This window comes from Abyssibacter sp. (assembly GCF_964229365.1).
In the GTDB taxonomy this organism is placed as follows: Bacteria; Pseudomonadota; Gammaproteobacteria; order Nevskiales; family OUC007; genus Abyssibacter.
On sequence record NZ_CAXRDQ010000039.1, the window covers coordinates 49,522 to 71,578 of the forward strand.

A 22,057-nucleotide genomic window follows, 5' to 3' on the forward strand; every position below is an offset into this window, starting at 1 on the left:
TCCAGAACGGCGCTCGATGCGACCAATCGGCTAGACCGCTTCGGGCCCCTGCTCGCCCGTGCGAATACGCAGCACCTGCTCCAACGGCTGAACAAAGATCTTGCCATCGCCAATCTGGCCGGTCTTGGCGGCCGCCATGATGGCCTCGACCGCGTTGTCGACCAATCCATCGTCGACAGCGATTTCGATTTTCACCTTGGGTAGAAAGTCGACAACGTATTCAGCACCCCGGTACAGCTCGGTGTGGCCCTTCTGCCGGCCGAAGCCCTTGACCTCGGTCACCGTCATTCCCTGCACGCCCACCTCGGACAATGCCTGACGGACATCGTCGAGACGAAACGGCTTGATAATCGCACTGATCATCTTCATCTGAGCGGCTCCTTGTCGCGCATGAATGACTCGTCAGCCCGGTCGCGGGCTGTTCGCAGCAGTGTAGCACCGTCTTTTGCGCTAACGACCGCCACAAAAAACGCCCCGCCGGTTCACCCGGCGAGGCGTTGTTCAGATCGGACGCCAACCGGCGCCCGGCGTGGCCAGGCCTAGACCCGACGCCGACCTGCCAGACCAAAGCCCAGCAGGGGCAACAGGAACAGGCCGCCCAGCACGCCCGATCCACCACCGGACTGAGAAGCCGGATCAGCCGGCGTGCCCGGGTTGGCCGGATCGCTGCCGACCGCGACGGAGGCCTTCGCTGTCGCCGTCGACGCGTCGCTGGCGGTGACGGTCAGACTTGGCTCGTAACTCCCCGGCACGGTGTAGACATAGGTCGCGGTTGGCTGATCGCCACACTGTGGAGACCCGCCATCCACGCCGAAGTCGAAGCAGTACTCGTCGATAGACTGACCCTCGGCTGCGAAGGAGCGGCTGCCATCGAAGTTGACGGTCAGCGGTGCCGGGCCATCGGTCTCGTCGACCGTCAGCTGCGCCACCGTACCGTTGCCTCCGCCGACGGTGATCAGGATCGTCGTCTCCACCACGACTTCATTGGACTTGTCCTGATTGCCGAATGCGTCGGTCACGACCACATATGCGGTATAGGTCCCGGCGGCGTCGTACTCGTGCTCGACCACAGCGGAGGTCGTCGGTGCGGCAAACTCGTCCTCAGTCGCTTCGTCGCCAAAGACGAAGGTGTATTCGAACGCGTTGCCTTGTGCATCTGCATAGGCGGTCGCGGACGCGTCGAATGTCAGCGTCACGGGCGCTTGCGCCTCCACACGTTCGGATTCACCACCCACGGACAGCGTGGCTTCGATAGTGGAACCCGGGCCGGGGTCATTGCCGCCCGTTTCGCCATCAACCACAGTGATCACGTGCGTGGCCGCATCCATCGCGCCGGAGGTGTCGGTCACGGTCACGGTCACGGTGAAATCGGCGGCCATGCTGTATGCATGATCCGCTACCGCGGTAGCCGTGGCGTCGGTAACCGTCCCATCGCCAAAATCGAAACGATAGGTCAGCGCGTCTCCGTCCGCGTCGCTGGAGTCCGTTGCAGAGAACGTCACCGTTTCCCCAACCTCTGCGGTCGTCGGACCGGTCAGAACAGCCAGCGGTGCGGCATTGTCACCACCGGTATCGATCTGCCCCGAACCGCCTGGGTCATTGGATTCCGGGTGCGTCGGCACCAACGACTCACAGAAGATGAATGGGTCTTCCTCGGGTGTCTGGCCGGTCAGCTCGCCGCCCAGCAGTCCGGGCAAATTCGGAGCGATGTCGTTCCAGTAGATCTGGCGCTGCAGCAACAACTCTGTCTGGAACTCGCAAAACCCGGTGTCCTTGATGCGGTCTTCGCCGTCGAAACCCAGATGCGCCAACGCGGACGCAACAACGGCTTTGGCGGGAACCGCAGAGAGTTCACCCCAGGCAATCTGCAGCCATGGCGCCAGCGGATTGATGGGTGTCGAAGTCGAGAGAGGGTCGGAGATCGAGCCGACGATGCCAAAGTCCCCGCCGGACGGGATGTAGGCCGCCTGTTCCATGGCGCGCCGCAAGAACCAGTTGCTGACGCCAACGCCGCTCGCATTGACCATCAGGGGCAATCCATCACCGCTGGTGTCAATACCGCCACCATGACCAAGGCGCTTGCGTGCTTCGAGCAGCACCGCCGAAGTCACCCCCGCGGCCAGCGGTGTCGAGAAGCTGGTCCCCGGGACGCTGGAATCAACTTCGCTCTCGCAGTTCATGCAGTAGGGCAGAGCCTGCGTGTAGTCCGACACGAAGTCCGGCAGGATCCCCGACAGTAGCTGGTCCGACTCGCTGCCCGGCTCAGCATCGGGATCTTCCTCAATGCCAGAGACGCCGATGGACCACCATGGGCCCGCGCCTGCGCGCAGGTTCGAGAAGCCAACGTTGTTTCCGGCCGAGCTGAAGTGAAGCTTGCCCTGGCCCACCACCGACTCGTAGGTATGCTCGAATGCGCGATCTTCAGGCAACTGAAGGCCGGTTCCGGGAACCGATACCCCGTAACTGGTCGTCACGATGTCGACCGCAGGCTTCAGGAACGCGGCGCGATGGGCTTCTTCGCTGCCAAGCGCACCTTCGGATTCGACAAAGTAGATAACCGCTTCCGGGTTCCCAGCGATGACGGAGGAACTCGTCCCCACCCCATGCGAACTCTTGCTCGACTCCGGCAGCAACGGGTTGATCCCCGAGCCGGCGTGAGAGATCGCAATGATGTTGGTGCCGAGGAAGTGGTAGGGCGTCTGAGACTCCACGCTTCCCCAGAACTCGGCATCAGCTGCCAGGTCGGCAGCGAAATCACCCGTGCGGGTCAACGACACCACATTTTCGGGACTGACACCCAACTCGGCCAGGATTTCCTTGGTGACCGTCGACCCATTGCTGTAGTAGCCGTCATGGTAGGGATTAATCGCCGAATCGATGACTGCAACGACGACCCTGGGCTGACCGGGGACCGAAGGGACTTGCGAATAAGCGTCGCCTCCGCTGCCGCCTGTGTCGCCGCCGCCCGTATCGCCACCGCCGGTATCACCAGGCTCGCGAACGTTCAGTTCGACCGTGCCGGCATACCCAGCTAGCGGAACGCCCACCCAAAGATTGGTCTCGACAACATAGGTTGTGGACCCGTCCTGCGCGACGAAGGCTGCCGTTTCCGGGTTGCCGGCGGTGACCGCCGACGTCACCGTGTCGCCAGATTCGGCCTCGCGCACCACGAAATCGTAGTCCGAGCCCGAATCAAGACTGATTTCGACGGTCGTACCGGGATGCAGTGCCGTGAAGCCTTCCGGCAGGGTGACCGTTAGCGACAAGGTATCGCAATCGATGGTATTGGTCAGACATAACGCCACAGGATTCGGCGCAGAGGTCGCGCCACCCGAGAACTCGGCGAAGGTCGCTGAGGGTGTCAGCTCCACCTCGGCGGGGGAGGTGTCAAAGGCGTGGGCAACAAAAGGCACACACAACAGCAAGCACGGCCAGAAGCCGGACTGGATTGGCTTAAACATGTTTTCCCCAGAGAGAGCGGAACGCCCTCGTTAAACCAAGATACAGTCGCAGCAGCCGCTCCGTTTGAGCTGAAACTATCGCTGCCACGACGGACTCATTTCACGTGGCCTTCACCTTAGCAAGAACCACGCCTACCGCATAACGGCGGGTGCTTCTAGCTGTGAGCGAGCATAAAAAAAGCGGGCCAAAAGGCCCGCTTTTCGTCACCGGTCCACCGGCTGCTCGCCGGTGGACCGTGTCCAGCTAACTACTTGCCCGTGGGCGCGAACTCCGGATAGGCCTCCATGCCGCACTCGGAGATGTCGACACCTTCGGCTTCTTCCTCTTCCGTCACGCGGATGCCGAAGATCAGCTTGAGGAGGAACCAGACGATCAGGCTGGTGATGAAGACCCAGAAGAAGATCGTCGCGGCACCGACCAGCTGACCCACGACGCTGGCGCCGCCGGTCACGCAGACGGCCATGACACCGAAGAATCCGACCACGCCATGCACCGAGATGGCACCGACCGGATCGTCGATCTTCAGCTTGTCCAGCCCGATGATGGAGAACACCACGATCACGCCACCCACGGCGCCAACGATGGTGGACATCAACGGCGACGGGGAAGCCGGATCAGCGGTGATCGCAACCAGACCGGCCAGGGCACCGTTCAGGGCCATGGTGAGGTCAGCCTTGCCGAACAGCAGCTTGGCGACGATCAGAGCACCGACGAGACCACCGGCCGCAGCAGCGTTGGTGTTCAGGAACACATTAGCCACTTCGTTGGCGACGGCGATACCGCCGAGCTTGAGGGTAGAACCACCGTTGAAGCCGAACCAGCCCAGCCACAGGATGAACGTACCCAGCGTCGCCAGCGGCAGGTTGGCCCCTGGAATCGCGCGGGCCTTGCCATCTGCGCCGTACTTGCCGGCACGCGGCCCCAGCAACAACACACCCGCCAACGCCGCGGCTGCACCTGCCATGTGGACGATGCCCGAACCCGCGTAGTCAGCGTAATCCAGTTCGTACAGACCGAACACGGAATCACCGTTCCAGGTCCAGGAGCCTTCCATCGGATAGATGAAACCCGTCATCACGACGGCGAAGCCCAGGAACGCGAACAGCTTCATGCGCTCGGCAACTGCACCAGAGACGATGGACATCGCGGTTGCCACGAACACAACCTGGAAGAAGAAGTCCGATGCACCGGCGTATTCCCCCATGTCCCCGAAGCCGGCTTCGTTGGAGGCCGCCAGAATTCCGGCAATCGCCTCTTCATCCATGCCGGCCACCGTGGTGACACCGGACAGGAAGAAGCCACCGTCGTACATCAGCTGGTAGCCACAGACCAGATACATGATCGAGGCAACCGCAAACAGCGAGATGTTCTTGGTGAGAATTTCGGTAGTGTTCTTGGAGCGAACAAGACCCGCTTCCAGCATGGCGAAGCCCGCGGCCATCCACATGACCAGCGCGCCGCACACCAGGAAGTAAAAGGTGTCGATCGCGTATTGCAGCTCAAAAATTTCGTTTTGCATTATTCAGTCCTGTGCTCAGGGTTGAATGAAAACAGCCTGATCGCGATCGATCAGAGTGCGTCCTTGCCCGTTTCGCCAGTTCGGATTCGAATGGCCTGTTCCAGTGGCACAACAAAGATCTTGCCGTCGCCGATCTTGCCCGTGTGGGCAGACTTGCTGATCGCTTCGATGGCCGGGTCGAGCTGGTCGTCATCGACGGCAACCTCGATCTTGACCTTCGGCAGAAAATCGACGACGTATTCCGCGCCGCGGTACAACTCCGTGTGTCCCTTCTGACGACCGAATCCCTTTACTTCCGTGACCGTGATTCCCTGGACCCCGACTTCGGAAAGAGACTCGCGCACTTCGTCCAGCTTGAAGGGCTTGATGACTGCTACGAGTAATTTCATGGTTATGACTGCTCCTTTCGTGTGGTGGTAGAGCCGTCATCCCGCCGGCTCCGAACAGCAGCGACGATGAACGCAACGGGCGTGCCAGAGTTTTAAGGTGGCGGAAACGGCCTGTGGCGCCCAGGCTTCTGTAAACTTGCGAAATCACACGATTGCGGAAACACCAGCGTGGACACGCGACAGATAGACCAAATCGCCCAGCGGCTGGCGATGACATTGCCGCCCGGGCTCAAGAGCCTGCGCCACGAGCTGACGGATAATTTCCGGGCAATCCTGCAGAGCCAGCTCGAACGACTGGATCTGGTCAGCCGGGACCAGTTCGAAGCCCAGGCCGCACTGCTCTCTCGCACCAGCGAGCGCCTGAAGGCGCTGGAGACCCGGCTGGAATCACTGGAGTCCCAGCAGCGCGGGCGAGGCTAGGCCTTGGGGCTGGCAACCGTTGCATCCCGCGCCCAGAACGGGCTGGATGCCACACCGGTTGCCGTCGAGGTCCACGTGGCCGGCGGACTGCCGGGCATGACCATCGTCGGGCTGCCCGAGGCGGCGGTCCGGGAATCCAAGGATCGCGTCCGCGCCGCACTGGTCAATGCCGGCTTTCAGATGCCGGCCAGCCGGATCACGGTCAATCTCGCCCCGGCTGATCTGCCCAAGGAGGGCGGCCGCTTCGATCTGGCCATCGCGATCGGCATTCTGGTCGCCAGCGGTCAGATCAGCGCCGACCGCCTCGCGCACTGCGAGTTCCTAGGCGAGCTGTCGCTATCCGCCGAGTTGCGACCGATTCGCGGCGCGCTGTCGTCGAGCGTGCGAGCCGGTCGCGATGGCGCGACGCTCATCGTCCCCAGCGAAAATGCCGAAGAGGCCGCATTGGCCACGGACACCCAGGTGCGCTTTGCTGCGCATCTGTTGGAGATCTGTGCGTGGTTGCAACAGGAGGGCGAGCTGCCGCTGGCGACGCCAGCCCTGCCGATCGCCGCCGAAACCGAAGGGCCCGACCTAGCAGACGTGTTGGGCCAGCATCAGGCCCGGCGCGCACTGGAGATCGCGGCCGCCGGGGGTCACAGCCTGTTGATGATCGGCCCACCTGGCAGCGGCAAGTCCATGCTCGCCAGCCGCCTGCCCGGCGTTCTCCCACCCATGGCCGAGACGGAAAAGCTCGCGGCGGCGCAGGTGCTGAGCATTGGCCGCGACGGTTTTTCCGCCCGGTGCTGGGGACAGCGCCCGTTTCGAGCTCCGCACCACACGGCGTCGGCGCCTGCGTTGGTGGGCGGTGGCGCCCCGCCTCGGCCGGGAGAGATCACACTCGCGCATGCCGGCGTACTCTTTCTCGACGAATTACCGGAATTCCAGCGGGCCGTGCTCGAAGCCTTGCGCGAACCGCTGGAAAGCGGACGGGTCGTTATCTCGCGGGCATCGCAGCAGGTGGAATATCCCGCGGCGTTCCAGCTCGTTGCGGCAATGAATCCCTGCCCTTGCGGCTACGCCGGTGATCCCGAGCAACATTGCCGCTGCACGCCAGACCAGGTCGCCCGCTACCGCGGCCGCATCTCCGGACCATTGCTCGACCGCATCGATCTGCAGATTCACGTGGCGCGGGTTTCGACACGTGAATTGACCGATCGCAGTCAGACCGGCGAGCCGAGCGCCTCGGTTCGCCCCCGAGTGATTGCGGCCCGATCCCGAGCGATTCAGCGGCAGGGATACGCCAACCACCAGCTGAGCGGCGCCCAGCTGGATGAGCACACGCGCCTGGATTCGGGAGATCGGCAGTTTCTGATCACAGCCGCCGAGCGCCTCAAGCTATCCGGACGCGGCCTGCATCGCAGCCTGCGTGTCGCTCGCACCATCGCGGACCTTAGCGGCAGTGAGCGCCTGGAACGCACGCACCTTACTGAGGCGCTGGCGTACCGAAATCACCTCTAACGGGACAGGTCAGCCCGGAGCGCCCTTAAATGGTGCAATTGCCCGCACCGATCTGGACGCACAAAAAAGGCCCGTCGCAACGGGCCTTCTCTTCCTGCGATATCAGTGCTGCCCTAGTTGATCGGCAACGCCCAGCTGTAGCCCACCACCGTGGAGAAGCCGCCTCGGGAACCGTCCAAATAGGTCAGCGCCAGGAAAAAGTCCGACACATTCAGCGATACGCCGAGATCAAAGTCCGCATCCTGAGGATCATCGCCTGGTTGTGGAAAGGGATCGCGATTGTTCGCGTTGTCGCCAATCGGCTCCAGATAACCCAGATGCGCGCCAATAGAGGTGTTCTGTGTCAGCGGAATATCGAGGTTCAGGTCAAGATAGGCATATTCATCATCATCCGGCCCGTCGACGCCCGCCGGGGCGTACCAGATGTAGCCCGCGAAGTGACCAATCCCTATGCCGCCGTATATTTCGGTGATGCCCGACCCGCCCTGACTGGGCTGCGACGGATAGGCGTAGTAGATGGCGCCCACGTCGAACATATCGTTGCCCCAGCCGACGTAGTAGTCGACCTCTTCATTGCCTTGCGTGGACGTGCTCGACACCCACGTTCCGGCATAAACGCCGTAGTCGGAACTCCAGTCGACCCCACCCCAGACCTGCGGCGAACCGGAGGCGACACCGCGAAACACGTATTCGCTCGCCGCTCCGACACTGGCCTCGAATTCGGCATTGGCGGGTGCGCTGGCGAGCAAACCCAAGCCGGCCAGCGCGCCGGCGGCGATCATTTTGTTGGTACCCATGCGACGTTGACTCCCCTTGGAATCGGCCTAGATCGAGATTGATCGGAGCGAATTGACAGGATCGATGCCCATCACGAGCCTCATCGAAGGCCCGCCATCGATTCGGCCGGAGCCTACCCCAGCCGCCGACACAAAAAAAGAGGACCGCCGCAGCGGTCCTCTTTCGTGGCTCTCCCTTTAATCAGGAGATCGCGATCAGATGTCGAACGCGTAGCCACCGCTGACGATCAGCTTCGGATCGTCATCATCGATGTCGGTGCCGACGAAGGCCAAGCCGACAGACAGACCGGACTCGGACTCGGCCGAGATACCGAAGCTGTAGTCGATGTAGGCATCGCCGTCCGGCGTGAATGCTTCGTTGCCTTCACCACCGTTTTGCTGGATGGAGGCATCAAAGGAAGCCATGTCACTGATCGGAGCCGAGAAGCCCAGGCTGACGCCATAAGCCGTATCGTCAACACCAAAGTAGGTGTCAGGCGCGAAGTAAGCACCTACCGAGAACATGCCAATCGCCAAGCTGCCGTAAACTTCGATGGTGTTGTACGACGGGTCAGGCATGTCGACTTCGTCTTCTTCGGTATACAGGTAGTAAATCGCACCGAAGTCGTAGCCAACTGCGCCCGCTTCTCCACCAAAGCCCATGTACAGATCCACTTCAGAACCCGCACCGCCACCGTCGCCACCGAAACCGATGGTCGATGCCCAGGCACCGAGGTAGAAACCGGAGTCAGCAGCGTAGTCGATCCCGCCCTGCACAGCGGCACCGCCCGATTGCGGCAGACCACGGAAGAGATAGTCACTCGTCACACTGAGGTTGACGCTCGTTCCGGCCAGCGCGCTGCCGGAAAATACCGTCGCGCCCAAGACCGCTGCGCTGATGACTGAACGCTTGAATTCCATTTGGTTACGCCCCTTTACTCGAAAACATTGATGGTTCCGCGGATCGCAAATCAGTAGTTGCCGCATCCCCGCAGTCAAAGTGCAAACCCCGTGCCAACGCACGGCGTGCTCGTTAACCAGCGAATCCTGTGCTGGTGCCTTGCTCGCGCTTTCCCCGGGGCCTTGCCCCACAAAGTCTGCGCTCTCGCACCGAGAGATCTTGCTGTTACTCCCCCCGGCCTTTACTGTCCGCGCCGCGACGCGGGGCCACTGCGCTTAAATGTTGCGGTGCAGAAATTACTACCCCTTCCACAGCAGTTGCAAGACTCATGGCAAAACTCAATGACCGCCAGCAAGCCGCCGTCGAGCATGTCGGCGGCCCCTTGCTGGTGCTGGCGGGCGCAGGCAGCGGCAAGACCCGGGTGATCACCGAGAAAATCGGCCACCTGATCGAGCACGCCGGCCTGGACCCGCAGCACATCGTTGCGATGACGTTCACCAACAAGGCCGCTCGGGAAATGCGAGAGCGCGTGGGCAAGCGGCTGCCGCGTGACGTCGTCACTCGCATGCGCATCTCCACCTTCCATCGCCTGGGGCTGGATCTGCTGCGCGAGGAGCACCACCACCTCGGCCTGCGGCCCAATGTGTCGATTCTGGATACCGAAGACACCAGCGCGCTGATTCGTGACCTCGGCGTCAGCGAGCCCGACCGCATCAAGCTCGCGCTACGCTGGATTTCTGATCAGAAGCAGGCGTTACAGTCACCAGACGATGTCGCCGCCGCAGCGGAATCCGAGGCCGACGCGACACTGGCGCGCTTATACGGACAGTACGAAGCGCATCTTGCCGCCTACAACGCGGTCGATTTCGATGACCTGATCGTCAAGCCGACTCGCCTGCTGCAAGACAATGAGACGGTGCGGCTGCGCTGGCAGCAACGCATTCGCTACCTGCTGGTCGACGAGTACCAGGACACCAACCCGGTGCAGTACTCGATGATGCGGGCGCTGGTCGGCATTCGAGCCCGGTTTACCGTCGTCGGCGATGATGACCAGTCGATTTACCGGTTTCGCGGCGCCCGGCCCGAGAACCTGGCCGACCTGAAGACTGACTACCCCGAACTGGAAGTGGTCAAGCTGGAACAGAACTACCGGAGTACGAGCCGGATTCTCCGCTCGGCCAACTCCGTGATTGAGCGCAACACCCGCCTGTACGAAAAGACGCTTTGGAGCGCGTTGGGGGAAGGCACCAAGCTACGCGTGATCAATGTACCGGACGACACGGCCGAGGCCGAACGCGTGATCACAATGATGTCCACGCATCGCATCCGGTCGGGGGACCGCTGGTCGGACTACGCCATTCTCTACCGCAGCAACCATCAGGCGCGCGTGATCGAGCAGGCGCTACGCGCCCAGAACATCGCCTACCGGATGACAGGCGGTCGCTCATTTTTCGACCGTGCCGAGGTCAAGGACCTCGTGGCCTACCTGCGGCTGCTGGCCAACCCGGACGATGACCGCGCGTTTCTGCGAATCATCAACGTGCCGCGGCGCGAACTGGGGCCGGCAACATTGCAACGCCTTGGTAACTACGCCCAGGAACGGCATTGCGCCCTGCTGCAGGCCGCGCAGGAAGCCAGCTCGCTCGGAATGATCAGTGGCCGCCAGGGCGCCGAACTGGCTCGCTTCTGCAACTGGCACGAACGGCTGTCCCGAACGGCCGCACACATGCGCCCGGATCACATCCTCGCCGAGATGATCTCCGAACTCGCCTACCGGGACTGGATCGCAGCCACCACGCCGGACAAGCCGCGGGCCGATCGCAAGTTCAAACTGATCGACGATCTGATGGACTGGACACGTCGCCTGGCTGAAGACGAGCGCAGCCTAGAGGACGTGGTCAACCACTTCAGTCTGGTCGACATGCTGGACAAACAGGACAGCGGCGACGAAGCCGATGAGGTTCAGCTGGCGACGCTACACGCGTCCAAGGGCTTGGAGTTCCGCAACGTATTCATCGTCGGCATGGTCGACGGCATCCTGCCGCACGAGAACACCGATGATGTGGATGAAGAGCGCCGGCTGTTCTACGTCGGCATCACCCGCGCCCAAACCACGCTGACCCTGATGGTGCCGCGGCAGATCAAGCGTGGTGGCGAACTGGTCGATGTGCCCTCCAGCCGTTTCCTGGAAGAACTGCCGGAAACCGACGTGGACTGGCCCGACGACGTCGCCGATGCAGCCGAGCAACAGGCCCAGAAAGCGCGACAAATCGAAGCACTGCGAGCGCGCTTCGGCGCCAAGCAGGGGAGCGGGACGGGCTAGGGAAACACCGATTTATTCGCGCCACCAAAACGCAACGAGCCGCGGCAATGCGCGGCTCGTTGGCACAACTCGTTCGGCTAATCGCTAACGTCGGATCAGACACCCGCCTGCTGGAGCATGGTGTCGACCGCTTGCTCGATTTCCGCTTCGCTCAGCGAGGGGTCGCCGGCCTTCGGCGGCATCGCGCCCTTGCCATTGATCACGCTGGAAATCAGACCGTCATGCCCCTGTGCATCCAGGCGAGACTGCCATGCGGCGGTGTCGTCCTGCTTCGGCGCGCCCGCCACACCAGCGGCATGGCAACCGGAGCAAAGCCCCTGGACAATCTCTTCGCCGGAACGCGGCTCATCGCTGCCCGCCGACGCCGACACCTTGATCGCGTTGGGATCGGTGATCACCTCGCCGACTGGTGCGATCCGCGCCTGCACACGTTCATGTGCGATCTGGCGCAGCTCATCGGTGTCTTCAGTGGAGGTGATCATGTTGGCGATGACGACGATGCCGACCGTCAGTGCCACCAGAAAACCGATCACGCCCAGAAATGTCGTGACAAATACCTTGTCGTGGTTTGATTCCACGGCTACGCCTCAACAATCAGATGAAATCTTGGGTCCGGGAGTACTGCACCGGAGCGGGGCGCGGAGTTTATCACGAGCCGCGGCACCTGCGACCGATCCGGCCTGCCGCACCCCATACGCAGATCTGCGGCTCCAAAACCCAAGCGTGATGTGTACTACTATCCCCCGCGGGGGCTTTTGTAGAAACGCGGCCGTTCTCATTACGCCTCCCACTTGGGGCTTTTCAAAGTGTGGTGTTGAAACGATGGGGATTCATGTTCGCCTTTCTGGCATTCGGTTTGAGTCGGATGCCACCGAACGTGCGTTCCGAGAAAGCTTTCGAAATGGGGGCCGGCTGGGCAGATGGGTGCTACTTGGCTCGGTCGCGAGCCTGACGCTCGGCGCACCGTTGATGGGGCCGCTGCTGCTGGGCTCGCCGCACACGGCCTACCAAGCTCAAATCGACTGGATGTGGCTAATCGTGGCGCCGATGATTGCCTTCGGTTTCGTCACATTACTACGCCGGGAGTGGTATGCCTGGTCCACGCCCGCGATGTTCGCAATGAGCGCTGCCGGCATTCTGTATCTATCGCGCCTGACCCTGTCGCTTACCGCTGCGGGGCAACCCCAGCCGCTCACCGCACTCACATTATTCACCCTGCTCTTCTGTGTACTCAGCCGTGCACGCGTGCTGGCTGGCCTGGCTATGGTCGCCCTGACATTGACCGTCGGCGCGGTCACCGTGCAATGGGCAACCGTGCCATTTCACGCCCGCGATATCTTCGTCTTTCTTTTTATGTGCTTTATCGGCATCACGGCAACCACCTCGGTGGAAATGACCGCACGGCGCGCCTGGCTGGCCCGGGAAGCCCTGATCTGGACGGCCACCTACGATGGACTGAGCGGGGTGCTCGTCCGCGGGGCGTTCGAAGAGCACATGGAACGGGTACTTCGGCAGGCGGCACGCACGCAGACATCGTTGTGCCTGCTGTGCCTGGATATCGATCATTTCAAGCAGGTCAACGACCAGTACGGCCACCTGGCGGGCGACGAAGTCATTCGCTGTGTGGGCGAGGAGTTGCGGGTCGCATGCCAGCGACCATTGGATATCGCCGGACGCATGGGCGGTGACGAGTTCCTGGTCGCGTTTTACGACGTCGACCGCGAACAGGCCGTGGTGCTAGTTGAGCGCTTGCAAACCCGATTGCGGCGCCTCCAGGTACGCGATGACCAGCTGGCCGCCATCTCGGTGACCGTGAGCATCGGCGTCACGGCCTGCGTGCCTGACGAACAGACCAAGCTCCGCGATTTGGTGAATCAGGCGGACCACCTGATGTACCAAGCAAAGCGGCAAGGCCGTGATCAGTATTGTTGCAGCTCCGTGGTCTCACCACCCCACACAACGCCATCCGCAAGCGAGCCACACGATGACAGCGAGCCCGGGCTACGAACCTGACATAACAACGTCAAGTAAATACGTGATACTGCCCACCTGATCAGCCGACCGCTGATCCAGACGGCGTCGCGTCCGAGCCCGTGTTGAAGCCTCGGAGCAGCCCAAAGGCGGAACCGCCGCCGGGAGGCGACCGACATGTACAGCAATCCTCCCCCAAGCCAATGCACACGGACTGGCGATGGCCCTCTGGTGTTCGGCCACCGCGGAGCACGCGGCCACGCCCCTGAAAACACCCTGCTCGGCATCGAGACCGGCATTCGCCTGGGCGCAGACTGGATCGAGGTCGACGTACACCTCAACGCCGGCAATCCGGTGCTGATGCACGATCTCACGCTAGACCGCACGACCAATGGCCGCGGTTTTGTCGCCGACGTGCCGCCCGACTATCTAGCGGAGTTGGATGCCGGCCGAGGCCAGAAAGTACCCAGCGTGCTGGATGCCATCGACATGATTGATCGCCGGGCCGGACTGAACCTGGAATTGAAGGCCGCCGGCTCGGCGGCCATCGTCGTCCGCGAGATCCGCCACGCCGTGCAGCTGCTCGGCTGGGATTGGAGCGCGTTCCTCGTGTCGAGCTTCGACCTGCAGGAACTGCGGCAACTGCGCGCCCTGGAACCACGCATCCCCATCGGCGCGCTGTACGCCGGGGTGCCGCTGGACTATGCCGCCAGCGCCGAGGCGCTAGGCGCGGTTTCGGTTCATCTGTCCCACGAGTTCCTGGCACCGAACATGATTCGCGACGCACGCGCGAGAGGCCTGGCGGTGCATGTCTACACCGTGAACGATCCGGTCGAGATCGCGCGCGTGCGCGCCCTCGGGGTGGACGGCATCTTCACCGACTACCCCGAGCGCGTGCTGGTTCTGGATCGCGTGGCCTGAAAGCCGAACGCCGCGATGCCCCCCTAAGGGGTCACCGGCATGCGGTGACGCTTCTTGAAGCGGTTGATCAGCGCGTCGGGCCGCTCTTTCTTATTGTCATCGTTCAGCACGTACACGATCGTGCGGTTGCCCGGCCCGGCACCGATCTCGGTGAATCGATATGGGGCATCCCAGCTTGATTTGAACGCCCGTAGGTCTGCCCAGCGATCGAAGACGTAAAAGCGACCCTCGTAGAGCACCTCGCCATAGAAGTTCGAACTGGCATTCACGGCGCCGTCGTAAAGGGCCACGGAGGCAATCCCCTCCCGCTTGGCCTTGTCGGCGTCGGTCAGGCCGAAGACGATGGTTTCACCCTGCGGACCTTCGCCGATACGGACCAGCCGGTACGCCGTATGGCCGTAGTCCAGAAACGCCTTGTAGGTGGCGAAATCGTCGAACACGTATATGCGCCCCTCGTGGTGAGCTTCGAAGTAGTCCGAAACATCCATGGCCGGCACCGTAGGTGCGGCGGCAACCGATGTGGCGTCCATCCCCTGGTAGGTTTGCGGCAGCGCGCAACCTGCGACCGCCAATGTGGACATGGCGGCCAACGAATACGCCAAACGTGTCTGTGTCATGTATCCCTCCTGTTCTAAGCGCCCGACCTTGCCAAGCGGATTTGACAAGGCGGTGACACTGCCGCCTTTTAATCGCCATGTCATACACAGCTCGCAGTCTTTTGACACCATGCGCGCCATAGTCGGCGCGATCGCGGCGAGTCACCGTGGTTGACGACCGCTCGCCATCCTCGCGCCTCTCGGACCTGGAGCCAAACCCGCTGTCATGAACGACACCGCAACGGATACCTACACACCCGATCACTACATCAATCGGTGGCTTTCGCTGCTGGAGTTCAATCAGCGCGTGCTGGAACAGGCCAAGGACGACCGCGTCCCGTTGATCGAGCGGATGAAGTTTCTCTGTATTTCCTGCTCCAATCTCGACGAGTTCTACGAGGTTCGTGTCGCCGGGCTCAAACAGATGGCCGAGGTCGGCGCCGTGCAGACCGGGCCGGACAACATCCTGCCCGCGACCCTGCTGTCGCAGATCAGCGAGCGGGCGCATGCGTTGGTCGCCGACCAGTACGGCACGCTCAATTCGGTGCTAATTCCAGCACTGGAGGAGGAAAACATCCGCTTCGTGCGGCGCGTGGATTGGGTCTCCAACCCCGAGCAGGACGATTGGCTGCGCGGTTATTTTCACAACGGACTGTTGCCGGTGCTCTCACCGATCGGGCTTGATCCTGCGCATCCGTTCCCCCGGATCATCAACAAGAGCCTGAACTTCGTGGTGTCGCTGGACGGCAAGGACGCCTTCGGCCGCACGGCGCGATTCGCCGTGGTCGGGGCCCCTCGCTCGCTGCCGCGGCTAATCCAGATTCCGCGCGAAGTGCCGGGCACCGGCCCGAATGATTTCGTCTTTCTGTCATCGGTGATCCACGCGTACGTCGACGAGCTGTTTCCGGGCATGACGGTATCGGGCTGCTACCAGTTCCGCGTCACCCGCAACTCGGAACTGTTCGTGGACGAGGAGGAAGTCGACGACCTGCTGCTCGCGCTCGAAGGCGAGTTGCCCCAGCGCCAGTATGGCGACGAGGTTCGCCTGGAAGTCGCGCACAACTGTCCGGATGGTGTGTGGCAATACCTGCTCGACAAGCTAGGACTGGCAGAAGAAGACCTGTTCCGTGTCGACGGCCCGGTTAACCTCAACCGGCTGATGGCGCTGGGCGACCTCGTCGACCGCCCCGATCTCAAGTACCCGCCGTTCACATCGAGGCTCTCGAGCACCCTGGGGCAGGACAGGATCTTCGACACCATCAGCCGCAAGGACATTCTGCTGCACCACCCGTTCGATTCCTTCGCGCCCGTTGTTGAGCTTCTGCGGGCCGCGGCCAAGGACCCGGATGTGCTGGCGATCAAGCAAACGCTTTACCGCACCGGCACGGATTCAGCGGTCGTGGACGCCCTGATCAAGGCCGCGCATGCCGGCAAGGAAGTCACCGTGGTTGTGGAACTGCGCGCGCGGTTCGACGAGGCCGACAACATCGGCCTGGCCGAGGCCTTGCAGGACGCCGGTGCGCATGTGGTTTACGGCGTCGTCGGCCACAAGGCACACGCGAAAATGGTGCTGATCGTGCGTCGCGAAAATGGACGCCTGACTCACTACTGCCACCTGTCCACCGGCAACTACCATCCGCGTACCGCCCGGCTGTACACCGACTACGGCCTGTTCACCGCAGACCCCGCGATCGGCGAGGACGTGCACCGTGTATTCCTGCAACTGACCAGCTTGGGCAAGGTGCTCAAACTCGACAAGCTGCTGCAATCACCCTTCTCGCTACACCCCGGCATCATCAGGTTCATCGGGCGGGAGGCCGAACACGCTCGCGCCGGCCGCAAGGCTCGAATTGTCGCCAAGATGAACTCTCTGACCGAGCGCTCGGTGATCGACGCGCTCTACGCCGCGTCGTCGGCCGGCGTCGAGATCGACCTGATCATCCGTGGCATGTGCTGCTTGCGTCCGGGGGTACCTGGCTTGTCCGAGAACATTCGGGTGCGCTCGATCGTCGGACGGTTTCTCGAACATACGCGGGTGTACTACTTCGCCAACGACGGCAAGCCGGACCTCTACTGCTCCAGCGCAGACTGGATGGAGCGCAACCTGTTTCGCCGCGTCGAGACAGCGTTCCCGGTTTTGGACAAAAAGCTGGCGAAGCGCATCCTCACCGATCTGGATCTGTACCTGAACGACAATACCCAGGCTTGGGAGCTGACGGCCGAGGGCGGCTATCGCCGCGCCGATGCCGGCGAAACTGCCCTCATGGCGCAACAAGCGCTGATGGAGTCTTAGCAAGCAGCGGAAGTCGCTAGCGCTCGCGGACGCGCAGCTTGTATCCGGCCTGCTTGAGCGAACCCTGTTCGCGATCCAGCCCGGCACGCGTGAGCGCATGGTCGTCCAGCCAGGCGGCGTCGAAATCGACCGTCACCTGATCCCCGCTCGCCTTGATCGTGACCGGCGGAATGGCGTCAGCCGAACGGCCGCGCCGCAGGATCACCGCCAGACGGAGGATGATCGCCAGCCGGCTCAGGGGTTCGCGCCAGGTGTCGGGCACGTCGTCGAGCACCGATTGCCGGAACTTGCCGCGATGCAGCCGCACGAGGGCAGCGAGCATGCGCTGATCCAGCTGGGAGAACCCGTGCAGGTCGCCGTTGCGAACCAGGTATTCGCCATGTTTGTGATACGAACCATGCGCGACGAACAGACCGATTTCATGGAGTTGGGCCGCCCAGATCAGCAGTTGCCGGCAGGTCGTGTCGGCGGCCAGCTCGGACCAGCCATCACCAGCGCCTTGCAGAATCGCCAGCGCCGTCGCACGCACGTGGTCGGCGTGCGACTCGTCCACTCCGAAGCGCCGCGCCAATCCAGCGACGGTATCGTGACGGACATCATGGTCACTCAAGCGGCCGAGCAGGTCGTAGATCACGCCTTCGCGTAGCGCCCGGTCGGAGACCGTCATCCGTTCGATCGCGAGGGCATCGAACAGGCCCGTCAGTACCGCCAGCCCTCCGGGGAAGATCGGTTTGCGGTCGTCGCGCAAGCCATCAAGCTCCAGCGCCTCGATGCTGCCCAGTTCCACGATCAGATCGCCCAGACGGCTCAGGCCGTCCGGTGTGATCTCGCCGTCCGCCCAACCGCGACCGGCAATCACCTTGGCGATGGCACGAACCGTCCCCGACGCACCGATGCACAGATCCCAGCCGCATTCGGTGTATTCCGAGGCGAGGTAATCGGCTTCCAGCCGCGCCGCCATGCGTGCAGCCATGAAGCGTTTCCGCGTGATCTCCCCACCGGAGAAGAATCGATCGGTGTAGGACACACAGCCCATCCGCACGGATTCGAGCAGCCGCGGCGAATCCCGCTCGCCGATGATCACTTCGGTGCTGCCGCCGCCGATATCGATGACCAGACGGCGGGCCTTGTCGGCGCCCAGGCCGTGCACCACGCCACCGTAAATCAGCCGCGCCTCTTCGACGCCCGAGATCACTTCCACCGGATGGCCCAGCGCGCGTTCCGCCGCTGCCAGAAACTGCTTGGGATTGCGCATGCGGCGCAACGTATTGGTGCCCACCACGCGGGCACGGCCCGGCGGGATGGCCCGCAGACGCTGGCCGAACTGCTCCAGACAATCCATGGCGCGTTGATGCGCCTCGGGCGACAGTTGCTTGTCGGCACCCAGGCCCGCGCCCAGACGCACGGGCTCGCGCAACTTGTCGACGACGGTGATCTCGTGTCCGCGTGGTCGCGCCACAATCATGTGGAAGCTGTTGGAACCCAGATCGACGGCTGCGACATCCGCGTCGGGCTCGGCGGCTCCAATCAAGCCGCGCCCCGCACAGCGAACAATCCCAGCAACCACAGTGCGGCCACCAACTGGCACAGATACGTCAGGGTCGCGCCGATCTGGCGCTTGCGGTTAAACGCACCACCGAGCAAGCCGACGGAAAAGATCAGGCGACCGCCGACAAATACCAGCCCGAGCAGCCAGACGCCGATGCCGGGCGCGTTATGCTCCAGCAGCCCCAGCATGATCAGAAAGATCGGCACATGCTCGGTGGCATTGGCATGCGTGCGCATCGCCCGTAGCAAGGGCGCATGCCCGCCGTCGCCCAATGCAACCTGGTGGCGGATTCGTAACTGCGACACCCGTCCGGCAAGAAGGAGAATCAGCAGCCCGTTCAGCGCCGCCGTGACTGCGGTTGCGGCATAAAGCATGCTCGTACTCCTGCAATGGCTCTGAATAGCGGCGACCGATGATAGCGCAGGCAGTGTTGATTTCCGTGACGCTGGCCGACCGCGCCCGAGGGCCAAGGTCGCGCGAACGGTGGTATCCTTTGTCATTGACTCCACAGGGCGCTTCGCGGACCATTGCGGCCCGTCGGCAGCGCTTGCCAAGAACCTCCTCGACGATAAATTCCGATGACTCGACTTGCGAAACTCGCCTGCGTGGTCGCGCTGGCCTCTGCCTCTACAGTCTGGGCCCAGGACGGGAACACCGACAACGGACAGGCCCTGGCGCATACCTGCGCCGGATGCCACGGCATCGCCGGCTACACCAACGCGTATCCGACCTTCCGTGTCCCCCGCCTCGGCGGCCAGCACCCCGAGTACATCGTGGCGGCGCTCGCAGCCTACAAAAACGGGCAACGCGCGCATCCGACGATGACCGCGCAGGCCGCCTCGCTCACCGATGAGCAGATCCAGGACATCGCGGCCTACGTCACCGAGGCACCGGAATCGGCCGATGATCCCCATGTGGTGCCTACGGGCGACCCGAAAAAGGGCGAACAGCTGGCCCAGGCCTGCACCGCCTGCCACGGCGCCACCGGTGCATCGGACATCACTCAATACCCGATCATCTCTGGCCAGCATCCGGACTATCTGGCGCATGCGCTAACTGCCTACAAGACCGGCGAGCGCAAGAACGCGATCATGAAGGGTTTCGCGTCCAACCTGTCCAAGCAGGACATCAAACACCTGGCTGCCTGGTTCGCCTCTCAGAACGAACCTCTGTACACGCCCAACTTCGGCGAATAGCAGGATCGGCCAGCCCGCCCTGGCCCCATCCGCAGCCTGATCGACTCGAACGCCCCTTTATGGGGCGTTTTTGTTGCACCGTTGCCGAGCATGCCGATACCCTAGTCAGGCACCGCCATTCAGGTCGTTTTGTCTCGGTTTTGAAATGGAAGTGCAATGAATACGTCGCGGCGCACATCTACAGTGCGCCAGACGTAACACTTAGAAACGACGTGCATGCCCCAGGATGGGGCGAACAATGCACGCCCGCGGTTGGGACTAAAGGAGTTAACATGAACAAGCTTTTGCTGGGATCAGCCCTGCTCGCACTGCCGTTTGCCGGACAGGCATCAGATCCGTTTCAGCATGTCGATGTGTACTATCTATCATCCGACTTGGAACTCACTACGCCACTGGGCAGCGGCGACGATGATGGCGATGGTTTCGGCATCTCCGGCAGTTTCCGCGTCGCCGACCAAGCTTTCCTAATCGGAGAGTTTCAAAGCGCCGAAACGGACGATTTCGATATCGAGATTGATCAGCTACGAGCCGGCGGTGGCTTCCATACCGTCGCGTCTGCAAACGGTCTGAGCTTCTACGGACAGGGTGAATACCTGCAAGTTGAAGTCGACGGCGAGGACGAAGATGGGTTCGGCCTGCACGGTGGCCTGGTCCTCGCTGCCTCTGAGCAACTGCGCTTCACTGGCCAGCTCGGTTACCTGTCGCTGGACGACGTGGACGGTCTGGAGTATCTCGTCAGCGCGGCCTTCGACATCACGCCGAACTTCGGACTTTTCGCCGATTACCGCGTCAGCGCGCTGGAAGACGATGATGACAGTGAACTCGACCTGACCGACGTCAAGCTCGGGGTCAGCCTGCTGTTCTAAACAGCTCTGCCATCGCGACATAAAAAGGCGGGGACATTGGTCCTCGCCTTTTTTGTACCCTGCACGATCGCTGGCACAACAAGTCCGTTAATTACTTGCCGCAGCAGAGTGATCAGTTTCTTCCAGACATAAAAAAGGCGGGGATAACCCCGCCTTTTTCATGAACTCAAAAAGACCGAGTTCAGAGCGGTGTCACATTCTCCGCCTGCGGTCCTTTCTGGCCCTGCACAACACGCATGGTCACTTTTTGACCTTCCTGCAAGCTGCGGCGACCGGAGCCATTAATCGCGCTGAAATGAACAAACACGTCTTTGCCGCCTGCGCGCTCGACAAATCCGAATCCTTTTTCGTCATTAAACCACTTGACGGTTCCTTCGATTTCTTCAGACATTCCTTCTCTCTTTCAACAACAACGCTGCTCATTTCAGCGAAAACTAGGCCGGCGTGAACTCGCCGACAACTTGCATTCTACGCGTGCCCCCGAAAAAACTAGGCACGTTTCTGTGACATCCGACGAACGGTCAATGATTTTATTGACTCTGAACGAATTTGTCGTTTGAAGGCGACAGGCGACCAGGGACAAGATTTGATCGGCGACAACCTAAAACTTGAGCAGCAACCCCATGTATCCGCCCTTGAATTCTGCATCCACCGCGTAGTTGCTGGTGGTGAAGCGATACCGCCTGGACTGCAACCCCAGCTCCAAGCCCAGCGGTTGAATCACCGGCCACAGCAGTGAACCCCGGAGGTGAATGGCGCGATCATCGCCCGAGGCCACATACGCGGTCTCCACGCGCAGGGTGATCGGTCCGAACGGCGCCACATCCAGCCGGAGCAGTGCGAGCGGATAGATCTCGTCATAGCGATCGGACTGCGCCAGTTCGCCATCTTCCTGACGCCTGACCAGACCATCGATGTTCTCGACCAGCACGCCGAGGCCCAGCCGCACCCCGTCTTCAATCAGCGGCAGCGTGACGGAGAGCGCCGTGATATCAAACTCGGCGGAGGCCACGCCGCTGGAACCAGGTATGACGAGAAACCCGCCCGACTCAGCCGTGGCGCCGGCATCGACCGCTTGGCGCTCAAGCAGGATGTCCGGCATCCAGCGGTGCGGAAAGCTCACCCCCAGCCGAAGATAGCCTTCGTCCTCGTCCACCCGACCCAGATCGGAAAAACTCAGCTGTTCGGTGGTGTCCCGAACGGTACCGCTGGCGTCGTAGCTCCATTGGCCGTAGGCCAACTCGCCATGCCACTCGCGTTCCTTTGCTTGTGCGCCGGCAGGCGCCGACAGGGCGAGGGACCACGCGACCCCCAGTACTGCAAAACCGAGTCGATTCATCCTTGAGCTCCTCCGGTTATCGGGCGATCGCGCTTG

Annotated in this window: 20 protein-coding genes; 8 read left to right on the forward strand and 12 right to left on the reverse strand. The window is 62.2% G+C overall.

The window, feature by feature from the left end; genetic code table 11:
- Positions 1–30: 30 nt before the first annotated feature.
- From ACE1EY_RS06280 to glnK, 4 genes are all read right to left on the reverse strand, one after another.
- Positions 31–369: a P-II family nitrogen regulator gene (locus ACE1EY_RS06280; RefSeq protein WP_291512601.1), complete on the reverse strand. Its 339-nt coding sequence runs from the start codon at positions 367–369 to the stop codon at positions 31–33.
- A gap of 170 nt (positions 370–539) precedes the next feature.
- Positions 540–3,461: a PKD domain-containing protein gene (locus ACE1EY_RS06285; protein ID WP_370299722.1), complete on the reverse strand. Its 2,922-nt coding sequence runs from the start codon at positions 3,459–3,461 to the stop codon at positions 540–542.
- A 248-nt stretch (positions 3,462–3,709) separates the two neighbouring features.
- Complete coding sequence (locus tag ACE1EY_RS06290) at positions 3,710–4,981, reverse strand: ammonium transporter (protein ID WP_291512599.1); 1,272 nt, start codon at positions 4,979–4,981, stop codon at positions 3,710–3,712.
- 50 nt (positions 4,982–5,031) lie between these two features.
- Positions 5,032–5,370, reverse strand: coding sequence for a P-II family nitrogen regulator (gene glnK / locus ACE1EY_RS06295; protein WP_109720120.1), 339 nt, complete (start codon positions 5,368–5,370; stop codon positions 5,032–5,034).
- 168 nt (positions 5,371–5,538) lie between these two features.
- Here glnK and ACE1EY_RS06300 point away from each other — a divergent pair, with 168 nt between their 5' ends.
- Positions 5,539–5,790: an accessory factor UbiK family protein gene (locus tag ACE1EY_RS06300; RefSeq protein WP_291512598.1), complete on the forward strand. Its 252-nt coding sequence runs from the start codon at positions 5,539–5,541 to the stop codon at positions 5,788–5,790.
- A 3-nt stretch (positions 5,791–5,793) separates the two neighbouring features.
- On the forward strand, positions 5,794–7,290 hold the full coding sequence (locus tag ACE1EY_RS06305) for a YifB family Mg chelatase-like AAA ATPase (RefSeq protein WP_370299723.1): 1,497 nt from the start codon (positions 5,794–5,796) through the stop codon (positions 7,288–7,290).
- 113 nt (positions 7,291–7,403) lie between these two features.
- On the opposite strand, the gene ACE1EY_RS06310 is transcribed toward ACE1EY_RS06305, so the two are convergent.
- Together ACE1EY_RS06310 and ACE1EY_RS06315 are read right to left on the reverse strand one after the other, a co-directional pair.
- On the reverse strand, positions 7,404–8,087 hold the full coding sequence (locus ACE1EY_RS06310; RefSeq protein ID WP_291512596.1) for a TorF family putative porin: 684 nt from the start codon (positions 8,085–8,087) through the stop codon (positions 7,404–7,406).
- 195 nt (positions 8,088–8,282) lie between these two features.
- Positions 8,283–8,987 carry a TorF family putative porin gene (locus ACE1EY_RS06315; protein ID WP_370299724.1) on the reverse strand — a complete coding sequence of 235 codons (705 nt, stop codon included), beginning with the start codon at positions 8,985–8,987 and terminating at the stop codon, positions 8,283–8,285.
- A gap of 308 nt (positions 8,988–9,295) precedes the next feature.
- Between ACE1EY_RS06315 and ACE1EY_RS06320 the strand changes: the two genes are divergently transcribed.
- Positions 9,296–11,290 (forward strand): UvrD-helicase domain-containing protein, encoded by a 1,995-nt coding sequence (locus ACE1EY_RS06320; protein ID WP_291513044.1) that lies wholly within the window; start codon positions 9,296–9,298, stop codon positions 11,288–11,290.
- A gap of 95 nt (positions 11,291–11,385) precedes the next feature.
- Here ACE1EY_RS06320 and ACE1EY_RS06325 read toward each other — a convergent pair whose 3' ends face one another.
- Positions 11,386–11,868: a c-type cytochrome gene (locus tag ACE1EY_RS06325; RefSeq protein ID WP_291513043.1), complete on the reverse strand. Its 483-nt coding sequence runs from the start codon at positions 11,866–11,868 to the stop codon at positions 11,386–11,388.
- Between the two features lie 346 nt (positions 11,869–12,214).
- Between ACE1EY_RS06325 and ACE1EY_RS06330 the strand changes: the two genes are divergently transcribed.
- Positions 12,215–13,303, forward strand: coding sequence for a diguanylate cyclase (locus ACE1EY_RS06330; protein WP_373928056.1), 1,089 nt, complete (start codon positions 12,215–12,217; stop codon positions 13,301–13,303).
- A gap of 135 nt (positions 13,304–13,438) precedes the next feature.
- A complete protein-coding gene (locus ACE1EY_RS06335; protein ID WP_370299726.1) occupies positions 13,439–14,182 on the forward strand; it encodes a glycerophosphodiester phosphodiesterase in 744 nt (247 codons plus the stop codon).
- Between the two features lie 23 nt (positions 14,183–14,205).
- On the opposite strand, the gene ACE1EY_RS06340 is transcribed toward ACE1EY_RS06335, so the two are convergent.
- Positions 14,206–14,799 carry a hypothetical protein gene (locus ACE1EY_RS06340; protein ID WP_291513040.1) on the reverse strand — a complete coding sequence of 198 codons (594 nt, stop codon included), beginning with the start codon at positions 14,797–14,799 and terminating at the stop codon, positions 14,206–14,208.
- A gap of 205 nt (positions 14,800–15,004) precedes the next feature.
- On the opposite strand from ACE1EY_RS06340, the gene ppk1 reads away from it, so the two are divergent.
- Positions 15,005–17,071: a polyphosphate kinase 1 gene (gene ppk1 / locus ACE1EY_RS06345; RefSeq protein ID WP_370299727.1), complete on the forward strand. Its 2,067-nt coding sequence runs from the start codon at positions 15,005–15,007 to the stop codon at positions 17,069–17,071.
- Between the two features lie 16 nt (positions 17,072–17,087).
- Here ppk1 and ppx read toward each other — a convergent pair whose 3' ends face one another.
- Entirely contained in the window at positions 17,088–18,602 is a 1,515-nt protein-coding gene (ppx, locus tag ACE1EY_RS06350; protein WP_370299728.1) for an exopolyphosphatase, read from the reverse strand.
- Positions 18,599–18,994 (reverse strand): MAPEG family protein, encoded by a 396-nt coding sequence (locus tag ACE1EY_RS06355; RefSeq protein ID WP_291513037.1) that lies wholly within the window; start codon positions 18,992–18,994, stop codon positions 18,599–18,601. The genes ppx and ACE1EY_RS06355 overlap by 4 nt, the downstream gene beginning before the upstream one ends.
- Positions 18,995–19,198: 204 nt before the next feature.
- On the opposite strand from ACE1EY_RS06355, the gene ACE1EY_RS06360 reads away from it, so the two are divergent.
- Positions 19,199–19,816: a cytochrome c gene (locus ACE1EY_RS06360; RefSeq protein ID WP_370299729.1), complete on the forward strand. Its 618-nt coding sequence runs from the start codon at positions 19,199–19,201 to the stop codon at positions 19,814–19,816.
- Between the two features lie 272 nt (positions 19,817–20,088).
- Positions 20,089–20,682, forward strand: coding sequence for an outer membrane beta-barrel protein (locus ACE1EY_RS06365; RefSeq protein WP_370299730.1), 594 nt, complete (start codon positions 20,089–20,091; stop codon positions 20,680–20,682).
- 181 nt (positions 20,683–20,863) lie between these two features.
- Here the strand turns inward: ACE1EY_RS06365 and ACE1EY_RS06370 are convergent, their stop codons facing one another.
- Entirely contained in the window at positions 20,864–21,073 is a 210-nt protein-coding gene (locus ACE1EY_RS06370; RefSeq protein WP_291513034.1) for a cold-shock protein, read from the reverse strand.
- 210 nt (positions 21,074–21,283) lie between these two features.
- Positions 21,284–22,021, reverse strand: a complete 738-nt coding sequence (locus tag ACE1EY_RS06375) for a hypothetical protein (protein ID WP_370299731.1) — start codon at positions 22,019–22,021, stop codon at positions 21,284–21,286.
- Positions 22,022–22,057 lie beyond the last annotated feature (36 nt).